This is a genomic window from Bacillus cereus group sp. BfR-BA-01408, assembly GCF_022663305.1.
Taxonomy (GTDB): Bacteria; Bacillota; Bacilli; order Bacillales; family Bacillaceae_G; genus Bacillus_A; species Bacillus_A pacificus.
The window spans coordinates 15643-29674 of sequence record NZ_JAKUFF010000058.1; the positions used below are offsets into that span (position 1 = coordinate 15643).

Below are 14032 nucleotides of genomic sequence, written 5' to 3' on the forward strand. Positions count from 1 at the left end.
AAACATATGAATACTTGTTCACATATTCATATGTTTCCATAATCATAACATTTAATTTTTATATGATTCAATATGTACTCAAAATAAAAAAGAGCAGCTTACCATAAAGTAAACTCCCCTTCATTCTATCTTCCCAGTCTTTAGCGCCTGTGCCCAATCATACCTTTCCTGTTGAACAGCCAATCCAGCTGCTTCTTCCCAATTATAAGAAACTGAAATTTGTTCAATTATCCATTCTCCCGAAACTTTTTCTATCACTACATATTTTGCATGCGGAGTTCCTGATTCCATTTTATGCACAATGGGTAATTCATCTTTGTACGCTGGAAGTCCTACACTCCCTGGATTTATTATGATTTTTCCATTTGCTAAATAAACAACTCTAGGAATATGTGTATGACCACATACTATTATTTTTTGTTCTATATTTTGGAGTTGATCCATTATATTTTTTTCACTCTTTAATACTGCACCATTCTCGTCCATCTCTTCTAGTAAATACACCTCATCTGAAGTTGGCGTACCATGACAAAATAAAATATCGTCTACAATATATTGTGAAGGATGTTGTTGTAACCAATCTATATGATTTTCTGTTAATTGATTTTGGACAAAAGTTAGTGTAGCAGACTGCCCTTATATAGGTTCCCAAAGCATGCGATCACAGTTACCCTTAATATGTATCATCTCGTTCTTCATCAATATTTCAATTGTCCCTAAAGGATCTAACGGCCCATACAGACTATCCCCTAAGTTTATTATCATTTCAGCCTTGCGATGTTTAATATCTTCTAATACTGCTTTTAATGCATGACTGTTCCCATGAACATCTGAAATTATAGCTATTTTCATCTAAATCCCCACTTTACTATATTATTTATAAACATCTGCCGCCAATTCTCTCAAAACATCCACATTCACTACTTCAAAGCATCCATCGTTCTTTTTTATAATCTCTTTATCACAAAAAATATTTAATGTGCGCAATAAATGCCGATAACTCGTTCCTAACAATTCCGCTGTTTCAGTTAAATTCCCACTAAATACAATTCTATTTCCGTGCTGCACCGCTCGTTCCCCTGCTGCTAACATGTAACTCGCAAGTCTATTTTCAAGCGGATACAATAAATTAATTGTACTATTTTTTGAAAGTCGATTTAACTTATGTGCTAACGATCCACAAATACATCGTAAAAATTTCGCATCATGAAATAGTTGATTTCTCACTTTTCCTAAAGGCAAACCAACACAATATGAATCTGCCATTACTTGTACGTTTGAAGCCGTCTTTTGAGAATGAATTAACTCCACATCTCCTAACAGCTGCAAACTATCATAAAAGCATAATAATACAGATTTCCCGTTACTTAATGTATTAAACGCTTTCGCTTTTCCTTCAACGAAGAAAAACAAATAATCTATCTCTTCATTTTCTCTACAAATAAACTCATTCTTTTTAAAAAATATAAGTTCCATATACGGTTTCATATCATTACTAAAAAAAGAGTCAATGTTATTTTGTTTCATATACTCTGCTAATTTAATTGAATTACATATTTTCTTCATAGTCCCCCACCTTTACAACTCATCCTCATTGTAATCAAAATTTTTTTCCTCCACTATGACATATGTCATAGTAATACACAATTTCAGCATGATACAGTCATTACAAATATGAAATACAAAGGAGATATTACATTGTATAACTTTCTTTCTGTCTTTATTGGTGTGCTCATCGCCGTTATGCTTCCATTGAATGGGATTTTATCTGAGTTAATTGGCAAGTATACAGCAAGTGTTGTCATTCACTTTGTCGGTTTAATTGCAGTTATTTTCGTTTTAATCATAAACAAACATAAAATCCATTTTGATAAAAGTATTCCGCTTTTTTTATATAGCGCTGGAGCGATTGGAGTATTCACTGTTCTTTTTAACAATATAAGCTTCTCTGTCCTTGGTGCCTCTATTACGATCGCATTAAGTTTACTCGGTCAATCCATTGCTTCCATCGTTATTGATCATTTCGGTTTATTAGGAATGAAAGTTGCAAAGTTTGAAAAGAAAAAACTAATTGGATTATGTTTCATCTCTTCTGGAATTATAATCATGACAATTTATTAATGGGGGCAAGAAAATGTTATATATTACGATCGCTATTTTAGCTGGTGTTTCTATCGTTGTTGCTAGAATTATTAACGCGAATTTAGCAAAGAAAATTGGGAATTGGGAAGGCACGTTTTTTAATTATATTACTGGCTTATTTTTCTCTATGTTATTTTTAATTTTCAGTTCAGATTCAATGTATATTCCAATGCATACGTTACAATCCATACCTATCGCTGTATATTTAGGGGGATTAGTAGGCGTTATCGTTATTTCATTATCGAACTATATCACTCCTAAAATATCAGCATTTTATTTAACGTTACTCATCTTTATCGGACAGTTATTTGCAGGGACTATCATTGATTTCTTCCTGACAAATGAACTCTCAACTGGAAAAATTATCGGCGGTGTTTTCGTATTAATTGGGCTTACTTACAATTTACTCGTTGATCGCCCTCTTAAAACTGTTAAGAATAGCCACGTTCAACTATAATACTTTACGCTTACCTATCATATATTAATAGAAAAGCTCTTCATACGAAGTAATAGAGAGGAGAATATTCTATTAAGAAAATTATTTTACTGCTTTGTAGCACATTGATTATTTGTGGAATCGTATGGTTTATAAACTCTGGAAAATCTATTCAAGATCTCTATACAGCAAATAAGCCCAAGAAAAAAGCTACTATTATTTCCACTCAAAGGGATCCAAATGAGCCCCCTGTCTTTTTAGGAAAACAGGAAATAAAAGATATACATGTCGAATCCATTAAAACAAAAAAGGATCTCTTCCTCACAAAAACAGATGAATTAAAAACGTTTATTAATAGTATGGATACCGCAAAAAAAGGAAAATTAACATTAGATGAAGAAGGATCAGATTTAATAGATTGTGATATGTGGATTACTTTCGAAGATGGAACTTATAAAAAATATTTCATATGGGTAGTTGATCATCACAATAACGAAGTGATGATTGCTCAGCAAGATACTCCTGATGATGTAAACCTAACGTACTATCAATTAAATGAAGATAGTTCCAAAAAAGTTTATAACTTATTTAAAAAAATTATTTAAACGAAAAAGTCATGAGCACGTGAGCTCATGACTTTTTGCACTATACATATTCAGGAAACACTTTACAACCCTTTTCCTGTTCTATATCATGTCCAAAGAAAATAATTGGTTTCTCTTTTGTCACAACTTCTTTTAAACGTTTAATTGAAGATAAGGCTAATTCCGAATCAAATCCCGCAAACGGCACTTCATCTTCAAAATTCTCTTTCGTATAAGATGCATCAATCGTTAATAATACAGGACCGTTTTTTTCCGTCTCAATTAATAATGACTGATGTCCTGGAGAATGTCCTGGTGTATACAATAACCGAACACCAGGTACCACTTCATAATCACCTTCAATAATTTTGTAGTTTAAATTTGGCAGTATACACTCTTTCAAATATTCCTCTCTATACTGTGCTGCCTCATATTCAGCACGTTGTATAATGATTGGCGTATTCAAAAAAGCACCATTTCCTCCTGCATGATCAAAATGCAAGTGCGAACTAATAATATATAGGAGATCATCTGGCTCATACCCTGCACGTTTTAAAATAGTTACAATTCTATCTTCTTCAGTCATTTTCGGTAAAATCTGTCCTTCTGCAAATGTACCGTTAAAAAGCCCTTCATTATTAACTGCACTTTCTGGCATACCTGTGTCTACTAAAATAGGACCTTCTTCCGTCTCCAAAAGATAACACCAAACCGGCAAGTTTAATAGTTTTCCCGGTGTTAACGCACTGTTAACAGACGAATGATCCAACATACAACGGCCTGCTGGGATGAAATAAAGTTTCTTTACTGTCATTATGTATCCACCTTTACATTTAGTTTTGGATAAAGTTCACAGTAAAAAATTCCCCCTGCTAGAAATAAACTCCTTCCCTTCCTTCACTGTTTCAGCTATTATTTTTGATTCATTCACAAATTCTCCTTACATTGTTAATTACTATTCATTATTTTCCTAAAAACCAAGCGTAATAAAACAACTGTTTGTATTTTGAAATATACAAAGGATGCACACTTAACCGAATGTTACATAAAAAAACGACTACCTACATGTTGAGAAAAGGAGTCGTTTTTTTATTTATCCCGCATTAACGGGCAGCCTGATTGGTGAGGGCTGATAATCAGTGGGGGATGCCCCCAGTTTCACTTTATTATTGCTCTTTATGTGTGGCGAGCTGAGATGATAAAAGGTAATATGCTATTGTTTTTCCACTGTAATATTTCCGTTATGTGTATTTAATTTAATTACATTTTCTCCTTTTCCAATAACAGTATTTCCATTATATTTATCAAGGATATTCGCTCTACCATTATCAACAGCAACATTAAATTGAACATTAGTTGGTTCTTTTTCAGTTTCAATATTAATTTTTCCATTGTGAGTCGTAAAATTGAGATTTCGATCCAGTTCATTCGTTTTCAGAGTAAGACTTCCATTTTTAGTTTGCCCCTCTATTTCACCTTCAACATGGTCTAGCATTATTCGTCCGTTGTTCGATTTCACATGAATATTTTGTGCCAATACATCTTTGAAATCCATAATTCCATTGTTTGTTTCCGCGATAATTTTTGGCGAATTGATTTCTCTTAATTCAACACGTCCATTGCTTGTATTGATATTAAAATTTGTTGCGTTTAGTTTTTTAGCAGAAACATAGCCATTATTATTGGAAACTTTTAATGATTCATATTGTTTTTCAGGTAGATACACATTTAATGTTAATGGCGCCCACACTTCAGAAATATTAAAGTTGAACCAACTCTGTTGTTTTTCTTTATAAGAAATAAGAAGCGTTGAATCTTTCTCATCCGTAGCTAATGTTCTTTTTACGTTTGGATTAACCTCACCATCTAATTTTACTTTCACGTTACTACCTGTTGTAGGGTTGATGTTAACACGAACATTATTCGTATCGATAATGACGCTTGACACATTATTATTAATGACCTTTTCTTCTGAAATTGGTATCGCATCAATTGAACGATAAGTGAATAAACTTCCGATAATACCAATAATAAAAATAATACCTGCAATGATTGAGAAACTCTTCTTATTTATCATGCTTTAAACCACCTTTTACTAGTGCTATATTGAACTTTAAATAACGAACAAATCCTTTCGTTGCTAGCTTCGTTAAAAATAACATAGCAATAACAATGAAATATCCAAGTCCACAAAGTGCTAAAGAAACGAAAAGATTAAATAACAAGAATGTATTTGGATGTATAATCGTATCAACTAAAACAAGTAATGGTGCACCTAAAAATGAGATACCTAGAACCCAACCTGAAAAAATCAATGCCGCTAATGTAATTGCAGGTGCAAGTACGATTAACAAATTGAAAAAACCTAATCCAATTACTGCCCAAATTGCACGAAAAACATTCCCTGTTGTTGCACTTGTTGTTACTTTCTCAATATGATAATCTGCTAATAACTCTTTGGCGATTTGAGCTGGAGAACCTAATGAAGCTACAATTTCTTCTTCACTTTTCCCTTCCTCTAATCCGAAAGTAAAATGTTCTTCATAATCTTTTAAAATATCTGCACGCTCTTTTTCAGATAATCTTTTTAGAGATGCATTTAATTGTTGTAAAAATTCATTTTTCGTCATTACTTACACCTTCTTTTATTAATTGATTGACACCTTGTGAGAACTCATTCCATTCCCTCAAAAGTTGGTACAAATACGTTCTACCTTTATCCGTCAGCGTATAATACTTCCTTGAAGGACCTTCTGAAGACTCCTGTAAATACGTTGTAAAATATTCTTCTTTAGTTAATCTACGCAGTAGAGGATAAACAGACCCTTCTGATATTTCAATTCGATTGGAAATACTTCGAACTAATTCATACCCATAACGGTCTTGCTTATCAAGTAAGACAAGAACACAAAGTTCTAAAACTCCTTTTTTAAATTGTACATTCAATATTCATTCACCCTATTCTAATTGATGTTCACTACTATTTATTATCCAGTACTGTTTTATAATAAGTAACCACAAGTATAATATAACACTTGGTATTGTTCATTGCAAGGTACACTGGAAAAATAAGTATAACTTTCATCCGACGCCTATAAAATCAAAACGATGGCGGATCCTCTCCAGTTACACGGTACTACATGATGCTGAAACAGGCCTTTTACAAAATAGAAAGGACTTAACTTTTTTACATAATGACACTCCACCTACTATAATAAAAGAGTAAATGACTCTTACTTTAATGGAGGGAATACAAATGAAAGCAATTGGTTTACATGAATACTTACCTATTGAAGAAGAAAACAGTTTAATTGATCTAGAAGTTGAAAAACCTGTTGCCACAGGAAGAGATATACTCGTTAAAATTAACGCTATTTCCGTTAACCCAGTTGATACAAAAGTTCGCTCTCCGAAAGATAAAAAAGAAGATGTAGCGAAAATACTTGGCTGGGATGCTAGTGGTGTTGTCGTGCAAACTGGCGAAAGTTGTACGTTATTTAAAGAAGGCGATGAAGTGTTTTACGCTGGAAGCATTACGAGACAAGGTACATATAGTGAATACCACCTCGTTGATGAAAGAATCGTTGGTAAAAAACCTAAAACGTTAAGTGATGCTGAATCTGCAGCACTTCCGTTAACAGCTATTACAGCTTGGGAAGGTTTATTCGAACGTTTAGGTATTGATTATAATAAGAAAGATACGAACTCCTTTAAAAACATTTTAATTATAGGCGGTGCTGGTGGTGTAGGTTCAATTGCCATTCAACTTGCGAAATGGGCCGGACTAAATGTTATCACAACTGCATCCCGCAATGAAACGATACACTGGGTTGAAAAATTCGGTGCCGATTATATCATTAACCATCACCAACCTTTACAAGAACAAATATTAGAGTTTGGGCTAAAAGATGTAGATTATATTTTCTGCCTAAACAATACAGATCAACATTGGCAAGCAATATGTGACCTCATTAAACCACAAGGAAAAATTTGCTCTATCGTAGAAAATGAACACCCTCTTGAGATGGGCATTTTAAAAAGTAAAAGTGCTACACTCGTTTGGGAATTTATGTTCACAAAAGCGATGTATGAAACTGGAGACATGATTACGCAGCACGAACTATTAAATAAAGTAAGCGAACTACTAGATGAAGGCATTTTACAGACTACTTTAAATGAAACATTTACACCAATTAACGCTGAAAATGTAAAAAAAGCACATGCACTGCTTGAAAGCGGCAGTACAATTGGGAAGATCGTTTTAGAAAAGTTTTAATAACAAAAAGTCCGATTTCCAAATGAGAAATCGGACTTTTTTACTATCTTTATTTACTTGAAATCTCTTGATCATTTTGAACATCTAACGGAGGTCGTTTCCCTATTCCGAAAGCATAGAAACTAATTGTAACGATAGCTAAGAAAATGATACCTACAATTAATGAAATGCGCGTATCATCGTTAAACCACATTCCGATTAATACCATAATTAAAAAGGCAATTGTTAAATAGTTTGTAACAGGAGCAAATGGCATTTTGAAAGGATGATCTTTCATCTCTGCCCCTTTTTCTTTTCTAAAATTAATTTGACTAATTAGAATGACAAACCATGGTACCATACCAGGAAGTACACTCGCACTATATACATATACGAATAAATTTTTCGGTGCGATATAACTTAATACAACACCAATCGCTAAACCGATAATTACGCCAACTGTACCGAATAAAGGTACACCATTTCCAGAAAGTTTCGTGAAATATTTCGGCGCTTGTCCATTTACCCCTAACGTATATAGCATACGACCAGCACTATAAATACCACTATTACAACCAGACATTGCCGCTGTAATAACAACGAAGTTAATAAGTCCAGCTGCTGCCGTAATACCAACCTTCGCAAAAGTTGCTACGAACGGACTACCAATTGTACTTAATTGATCCCACGGATACACAGTTACAATAACGAAAATAGCACCGATGTAAAAAATTAAAATACGCCAAATTGTACTTTGAATCGCTCTTGTAAGTGTCTTCTTCGGATCCTTCGCTTCACCAGCAGTAATACCGATTAATTCTACACCTTGATATGCTCCAACTACAAGTGATAAAGCAAAGAAGAATCCTGAGAAACCACCTGTAAAGAAACCGCCATTTGACCAAAGATTTGATATACCAATCGCTTCTCCGCCGTTACCAATTCCAAAGAAAATAAGTCCAAATCCCGCAATAATCATTAATAGAATCGTAACAATTTTAATCATCGCAAACCAAAATTCAAATTCACCAAATGACTTAACAGAAATTAAGTTAGCTGCGCCAAGAATAACCATTGCAATTACACCTGGTATCCAAGCTGGTAAGTCAGGGAACCAATATTGCATATACGCCCCAACCGCGATAATCTCTGACATCCCAACGATAACCCACTGGAACCAGTTACTCCACGCAGTCATATAACCAGCTAACGGGTGAATATACTTATGACCGAACGTTGCAAATGACCCTGTACTTGGCTCCATATACAACATTTCTCCCATGGCACGCATGATGAAGAAGATAAAAATACCTGCAATTGCATAAGCAAGCATAACCGACGGACCTGTCCATTTAATCGTGCTGGCTGACCCCATAAACAAACCAACACCAATTGTTCCGCCTAAAGCAATCATTTGAATATGCCGTGCTTCTAAACCTCTTTTCAATTCTTTGTTTGCCACTTCACTTCCCCCTCTTAGATGATTCATAGCCGCATTTTAAAACAAGATGCTTTCCCCTAATTCTTTTCGGCCCTGAAAATGATGAAGCAAACGTCATTTTACACTAGCTTTAAAGCTATCCTAAAATCGTTTTTATTGCTTCTTATAAAATTCTCAAAACCTTTCATCTTCCAATATTCTATAAATCTTAAAATTACTTACCTTATATTAATTCATTAATCTGAAAAATTCAATTATTTTTTCAATAAATTAATATGCATGATTACGTTTGAATTTCAACTGAATTAACAATAAAATACATCTATTCAATATGATTCCGGTATGAATATTATTACAGTATAAATAACCGAGGAGATCCTATCCTCCTCGGTTATTACACTAATTATAGTTTGTACTGTAATTATTTACACATGCAATTAACGCTCCACGTAGAAATTTAATATATTAATAGAACTACAAAGTCACTAGCTTCTACATCTCTTATTTATTCCATTACCACAGCTAAAAATTTTCTATCCTATCTCCTACTTTAAGAAAAATATAACTACACTTAAAACAATCAACAATACACCGGAAAACGGAAAACTCTTCTCTTCAGCTTTTATCTTTTCCTTAATAATCTCTTTCATTTTTGCCTTTATATCATCTGGGCATTTTCTAAATAAAATATTAGTTGTATGTAATGGTCTATTCAATATTCGAATCTTACCAGGTGTTCCTAATAAATATATATTATTTTTATCTAAAGTAAATTCTATATTTGCTTCAGTAAGCCCTTCTTTCACTAATATATTTACTCGGCTAGAAGGTAAATTAAACACTGTATAATCGTTAAAAGCTAACCCTCTAACATCAAAATGTGAGTATATAAGAATAAAGGTTATAACTAACAAACATAGTATCAATATAGTTTTTGTTAATGAATTTTGATCTAATACGTAGGAAGATGTTGTCATATAAGCACAAAAGAATGCCATTAAATTACAAAGATAGTGGTTTACAATGAAAGTTTTTCGTATAACTATTGTAAGACCAGAAACGATTAGTAGCGTGCATACTAGATTTATTAACATATTTTTAACCTCCAAAGAACTATAACTATACAACTTTGTTATATTTTAACATTAATTACATATTCATACCTATAATTATTTTTATAAATAAACTTACGGTTGTTGTAAAAGCAAACTATTTTTTCTATACTCAAGTGCCAAATCATGTACCCTTTCCATATTTTTAAAGTAGAATACATCTTCTTCATTAAGTCCTACTAATGTGTATGCAATTTTCAGTGAGTATGGTGCAATTTTTCTATTTAATTTACTCCCTACATATATCCCAGCTACTACACCTATCACTGTACCGATACCAGGTATTGCTATTGTACCTAGTGATGATCCCACAACACCTAAAATTGTATTGATGCCAAACCTTGAAAACAGAATTAAAGCTTTCACTGCTCCTAGACGTGCTTTGTCAGTAGCTTGTACTTGTTTAAAATCTCTATTCACCGAGGCTAAATCAAAGAGTAGTCTTATCCCTAAAACTATTTCTGTTGAATATGGTGCTAATGCAAAAACTTCATCTGGCAAATCAATTCCTAAGTTTTCCCTCAATGTTTCCAATCCATCTTGTACATCTTGTGTAAATTCATAACTTGAGATATCAATTGGAATAAATTGTTCCTGTAATTCCGGTTTTGTAGCAAGAATTTTTTCTCGTATTTCTGAACTAGTAGCATAATAAACATCTGGATTAGCTTGCATAGCATTAGATAAATGATTCGCTTGATCAGGAGCCATCATCTTTACTTGAATTAGCATCTCTTCCCCATTTTCTTGATTTATCCCTTTTATATCCCATATAGGTTGATTTGCACTTTCAGCAATACTAAATTCATAATTTGGATATCTATCTGATAATAAATCTTGAACATAATATTCAAACTGCTTACCCTTGACCCCATTTACCAAACCAGAAATAGAACCTTCTCCCTTTTCATATACTTCTACATATTTTTCATAAAGGGATACACCACTATTAGAAAGTTGTGGGTACTGGGAAGCATATGCAGCAAACAACTCATCTGGAACATTTCTTGTTTCAAGTATTTGATAACCTATTATTGATGAATATATGCCTGCTTGTAGCACAACATCCCTATCTTTTAGCGTTTCTAAATGGGAAAACATCTCTTCTTTTGATAAATCACTTGATGTGGATGCTGATTTCGGTATCTTTTTTAATGACTCCAACATTTGATAAGATTTCATACGTACACCTCATAGAGTAATTGCAATAATAGATAGTATTATTGCAATTAAAACACCTATATTGACAGCTACATTCCCTTTATTATTCCCTGTAGCTCCTAAACTTTTATTCACTTTTTCCTGAACTTTTTTTACTTCTCGGATCTCTTCCTCTTGATTCATCAACATACTTTTCATTTCACTAATATGTATATCTTGTTCTTTTATTTTAGCAGTTAATTTACTTATTTGTTCCATCCGTTTAGATGATTCGTTTTTTAACTTCTCATGTAAACTATCAATTTCCTCATTATTTTCATCTATGTTTTCTTGTAACAAAGACATAGATATTAAATTTTTATCAAATTGAGCTGCCAAGTCTGTAATCATTTCATGGTTTTTTACAACTCTTGGTATTAATTCTTTATTTATTTGATCTTGCTCTTCCCAAAATTTTAATTTCTCGGCTATTTTAATTTCTTTAGATACTTCACTCAAAAAACGTTCGCCCCTTCTAATATATATATTAATTCAAATATATTAGTAATTATAATAAAAGAATATTATGATCACAACTACATTACCCAAAAAATGTTAAACTTAGGAATCTATTTGAATGAAAAAACTATTTTAGATGTGATAAAACAAAAATGCTCTCCAAAAAAATTTTGAGAGAGCATTTTTATCTTTATACTTAAGGGCTAATACCTTTACACAAAATAACGATTGTTCCTATTTTATTTTCAAATCATTTTTGAAGTTTGTTTACCTAAAATAAACACTTTAGTAAAGACCATCATGATAACGACTATAGCTAGAAAATAAAGTGGCATCACGAGTAACGAGCCCGTATGCAGATGACTCATTCCCCAAATTGTCATCGTTACAATTACATAGTATCCTAAGCTAAATAAAGCTCCAGCTGTACCAATAACATCTTGAAAATCTACTAATGCCAAACTTAAACAGTTAGGTAGCGCTACTCCGATTCCTAATAGCAATATAAACATCGCTATTAAAAATCCAATCATATATATTATGTTTGGATTTGATCCCAATGCTGTAATAACAGTTAAAAGGATAGCTCCCCCCGTCATTACAAGACAACCAATATATATAATTTTCTCTGGTTTATACGTGGCAAGCAATCGTTTTGAAACTTTCGCTCCAATAATAGAGGCAGACGCAACAACAATCCCTAAAAATCCATACATACTAGGCGATAACTGAAAGTATTCAATAAAAATAAACGGCGCTTCTGCATAATAGCTAAATAAAACACCATTCGCTCCTCCAATTAATAACCCGTATGTTACTACTTTCGGATTTGTAATTAACCTCTTCAAGACTGAAAACACATTTATTTTATTCGTCACTGAGCCCGTTTTTGTTTCCGGAAGAGAAACAAACGTATACAGAAAAATACCGACACTCATAACTACTAAACTTAAAAATACAATTTTAAATCCAAACATTTGATCAAGAAAGCCACCAATTAACGGTCCTATCGCTGGTGTAAAAGCAATAACTGCCGAAATTTGAGCAAACATAACGTGGCGCTTATGCCGATACGATAAACTTAACTAAATCTATACAATTCAATCAAATTTACACAAGTTAGTGCTTCATCGTGTTCTCGCAACCCCAAAGGGACGAGGGGTATAACACTCCACACGAGGCAGTATCGTTACCTCCTATTATCAAGCATTTAATTTTACCCATCTTGATAAATTTATCGACGCATTTACATCCCGATCGTGATGGCTATTGCATGAAGCACAACACCACTCACGTATTTTTAAACTCCACTGTCCTTCTGGTTGAACTGAATGGTCGTATTTTACTCCGCAACATGAACAAATCTTGCTTGAGGCGAACCATTTATCAGCTTTTACATACGCAATGCCATACTTCTCGCACTTGTATGATAAACATTGAAAGAAGAAGTATAATTTTTGAAATGAAAATGCTTTCGATAGTTTTTTGTTTTTTAACAGGTTTGAGATAGATAAGTCTTCCACAACAATTCTCATTGGTTTGGTTTTCACCAATTTAGCTGTTGCTTGATGGATATGGTTATTTCGGATATTCGTAATTTTCCTAGATAACCGCAGGTGCTCGATTTTTGCTTTTTCATATCCAGCAGATTGAATTTTCACACCTTTTTTAAATCTCCTAGACATATCTCTTTGCGCTGACTTTTTCCTTCTCAAAAGTTTTTTAACCTTGGCATCTTTGTTTATATTTCGTTCTTTCATACCATTAGAAGCTACAAAAAGTTCTTTTAAACCAACATCCACACCAATCGATTCATTCGTTAGTTCTTGTGATTCAAAGTCTTCTTGGAATCCTACACTAATCCACCAGTGACGACCATCAAAGGTAACTCTTGGATTGGATGGTTTTTTATTTCTTGGTAGTTGTTGGCTTGTTTTCACTTCTCCAATAGACTGAATGTGAACTACTTTCTTTCCTATAATCAGTCTTTCATAATTAGCATAAAATCCTTGGATTACATCTTTTTTGGATTTATAAGAAGTGTGAGAACCATTTTTGTACTTTTTGAACGAATTTTTTCTCGCCGCATCAAAATCTCTTGAAGCCTGTTTAGGAACTTGTGCATTGATTTCTTTTAACCACTCATATCTCTTTCGCTTCTTGATCTTTGTAAATCGTTTCTGTAAAGCTAACTGTGAAACAGATTTTCCAAATAGCTTATAATATCTATCACTTATTCTTTTACAATAGTTATAAGCAAATCTTGCAGCACCAGCATGGTTTCTAAGCACTTTTTCTTGTTCAGGCGTTGGAATCAGTCTAACTTTCTTCGCCAATATCATCAGAATGTAACTCCTTTAATGAAAGATTTGTTCTTCTGAATCGTAGCGTGTTCCACCAGCA

Annotated in this window: 14 protein-coding genes and 2 pseudogenes; 4 read left to right on the forward strand and 12 right to left on the reverse strand. The window is 33.1% G+C overall.

Features of this window, described 5'->3' with window-relative positions:
- Positions 1 to 120 precede the first annotated feature (120 nt).
- Together MR083_RS19945 and yeiL are read right to left on the reverse strand one after the other, a co-directional pair.
- Positions 121 to 852: pseudogene (locus MR083_RS19945) on the reverse strand (metallophosphoesterase family protein).
- A gap of 21 nt (positions 853 to 873) precedes the next feature.
- A complete protein-coding gene (gene yeiL / locus MR083_RS19950; protein ID WP_046647724.1) occupies positions 874 to 1566 on the reverse strand; it encodes a transcriptional regulator YeiL in 693 nt (230 codons plus the stop codon).
- Between the two features lie 108 nt (positions 1567 to 1674).
- Here yeiL and MR083_RS19955 point away from each other — a divergent pair, with 108 nt between their 5' ends.
- The 3 genes from MR083_RS19955 to MR083_RS19965 all read left to right on the forward strand — a co-directional run bounded on the left by MR083_RS19955 (position 1675) and on the right by MR083_RS19965 (position 3183).
- Positions 1675 to 2121: a DMT family transporter gene (locus tag MR083_RS19955; RefSeq protein WP_029141168.1), complete on the forward strand. Its 447-nt coding sequence runs from the start codon at positions 1675 to 1677 to the stop codon at positions 2119 to 2121.
- 13 nt (positions 2122 to 2134) lie between these two features.
- The gene (locus MR083_RS19960) at positions 2135 to 2599 is read left to right on the forward strand and encodes a DMT family transporter (protein WP_000965818.1); all 465 of its coding nucleotides are present in this window, start codon (positions 2135 to 2137) and stop codon (positions 2597 to 2599) included.
- 89 nt (positions 2600 to 2688) lie between these two features.
- Positions 2689 to 3183, forward strand: a complete 495-nt coding sequence (locus tag MR083_RS19965; RefSeq protein WP_049111103.1) for a hypothetical protein — start codon at positions 2689 to 2691, stop codon at positions 3181 to 3183.
- Between the two features lie 40 nt (positions 3184 to 3223).
- Here the strand turns inward: MR083_RS19965 and aiiA are convergent, their stop codons facing one another.
- From aiiA to MR083_RS19985, 4 genes are all read right to left on the reverse strand, one after another.
- Positions 3224 to 3976, reverse strand: coding sequence for a quorum-quenching N-acyl homoserine lactonase AiiA (gene aiiA / locus MR083_RS19970; RefSeq protein ID WP_000216577.1), 753 nt, complete (start codon positions 3974 to 3976; stop codon positions 3224 to 3226).
- A 399-nt stretch (positions 3977 to 4375) separates the two neighbouring features.
- Positions 4376 to 5239 carry a DUF4097 family beta strand repeat-containing protein gene (locus tag MR083_RS19975; protein ID WP_242269747.1) on the reverse strand — a complete coding sequence of 288 codons (864 nt, stop codon included), beginning with the start codon at positions 5237 to 5239 and terminating at the stop codon, positions 4376 to 4378.
- Complete coding sequence (locus MR083_RS19980; RefSeq protein ID WP_000164536.1) at positions 5229 to 5792, reverse strand: HAAS signaling domain-containing protein; 564 nt, start codon at positions 5790 to 5792, stop codon at positions 5229 to 5231. The genes MR083_RS19975 and MR083_RS19980 overlap by 11 nt, the downstream gene beginning before the upstream one ends.
- The gene (locus MR083_RS19985) at positions 5779 to 6108 is read right to left on the reverse strand and encodes a PadR family transcriptional regulator (RefSeq protein WP_001102641.1); all 330 of its coding nucleotides are present in this window, start codon (positions 6106 to 6108) and stop codon (positions 5779 to 5781) included. The genes MR083_RS19980 and MR083_RS19985 overlap by 14 nt, the downstream gene beginning before the upstream one ends.
- Before the next feature lie 310 nt (positions 6109 to 6418).
- On the opposite strand from MR083_RS19985, the gene MR083_RS19990 reads away from it, so the two are divergent.
- Entirely contained in the window at positions 6419 to 7438 is a 1020-nt protein-coding gene (locus tag MR083_RS19990; RefSeq protein ID WP_016718130.1) for a zinc-binding alcohol dehydrogenase family protein, read from the forward strand.
- Positions 7439 to 7487: 49 nt separating this feature from the next.
- Here MR083_RS19990 and MR083_RS19995 read toward each other — a convergent pair whose 3' ends face one another.
- From MR083_RS19995 to MR083_RS20020, 6 genes and pseudogenes are all read right to left on the reverse strand, one after another.
- The gene (locus MR083_RS19995) at positions 7488 to 8879 is read right to left on the reverse strand and encodes an amino acid permease (RefSeq protein ID WP_016718131.1); all 1392 of its coding nucleotides are present in this window, start codon (positions 8877 to 8879) and stop codon (positions 7488 to 7490) included.
- A gap of 524 nt (positions 8880 to 9403) precedes the next feature.
- Positions 9404 to 9952 (reverse strand): hypothetical protein, encoded by a 549-nt coding sequence (locus tag MR083_RS20000; RefSeq protein WP_000906765.1) that lies wholly within the window; start codon positions 9950 to 9952, stop codon positions 9404 to 9406.
- Between the two features lie 93 nt (positions 9953 to 10045).
- Positions 10046 to 11152, reverse strand: coding sequence for a DUF456 domain-containing protein (locus MR083_RS20005; RefSeq protein ID WP_000844527.1), 1107 nt, complete (start codon positions 11150 to 11152; stop codon positions 10046 to 10048).
- Positions 11153 to 11161: 9 nt separating this feature from the next.
- Positions 11162 to 11629 (reverse strand): hypothetical protein, encoded by a 468-nt coding sequence (locus tag MR083_RS20010; protein WP_000005771.1) that lies wholly within the window; start codon positions 11627 to 11629, stop codon positions 11162 to 11164.
- A 245-nt stretch (positions 11630 to 11874) separates the two neighbouring features.
- Positions 11875 to 12696, reverse strand: a pseudogene (locus MR083_RS20015) (MFS transporter); the annotation flags it as partial.
- A 135-nt stretch (positions 12697 to 12831) separates the two neighbouring features.
- Positions 12832 to 13971: an RNA-guided endonuclease InsQ/TnpB family protein gene (locus MR083_RS20020; RefSeq protein ID WP_000599311.1), complete on the reverse strand. Its 1140-nt coding sequence runs from the start codon at positions 13969 to 13971 to the stop codon at positions 12832 to 12834.
- Between the last annotated feature and the right edge of the window lie 61 nt (positions 13972 to 14032).

Excerpts from the sequence above, each read along its gene's own strand:
- yeiL (WP_046647724.1), bottom strand. The coding sequence starts at position 1,566 with ATGAAGAAAATATGTAATTCAATTAAATTAGCAGAGTATATGAAACAA.
- MR083_RS19955 (WP_029141168.1), top strand. The coding sequence starts at position 1,675 with ATGAAATACAAAGGAGATATTACATTGTATAACTTTCTTTCTGTCTTT.
- MR083_RS19960 (WP_000965818.1), top strand. The coding sequence starts at position 2,135 with ATGTTATATATTACGATCGCTATTTTAGCTGGTGTTTCTATCGTTGTT.
- aiiA (WP_000216577.1), bottom strand. The coding sequence starts at position 3,976 with ATGACAGTAAAGAAACTTTATTTCATCCCAGCAGGCCGTTGTATGTTG.
- MR083_RS19975 (WP_242269747.1), bottom strand. The coding sequence starts at position 5,239 with ATGATAAATAAGAAGAGTTTCTCAATCATTGCAGGTATTATTTTTATT.
- MR083_RS19980 (WP_000164536.1), bottom strand. The coding sequence starts at position 5,792 with ATGACGAAAAATGAATTTTTACAACAATTAAATGCATCTCTAAAAAGA.
- MR083_RS19990 (WP_016718130.1), top strand. The coding sequence starts at position 6,419 with ATGAAAGCAATTGGTTTACATGAATACTTACCTATTGAAGAAGAAAAC.
- MR083_RS20000 (WP_000906765.1), bottom strand. The coding sequence starts at position 9,952 with ATGTTAATAAATCTAGTATGCACGCTACTAATCGTTTCTGGTCTTACA.
- MR083_RS20005 (WP_000844527.1), bottom strand. The coding sequence starts at position 11,152 with ATGAAATCTTATCAAATGTTGGAGTCATTAAAAAAGATACCGAAATCA.
- MR083_RS20020 (WP_000599311.1), bottom strand. The coding sequence starts at position 13,971 with ATGATATTGGCGAAGAAAGTTAGACTGATTCCAACGCCTGAACAAGAA.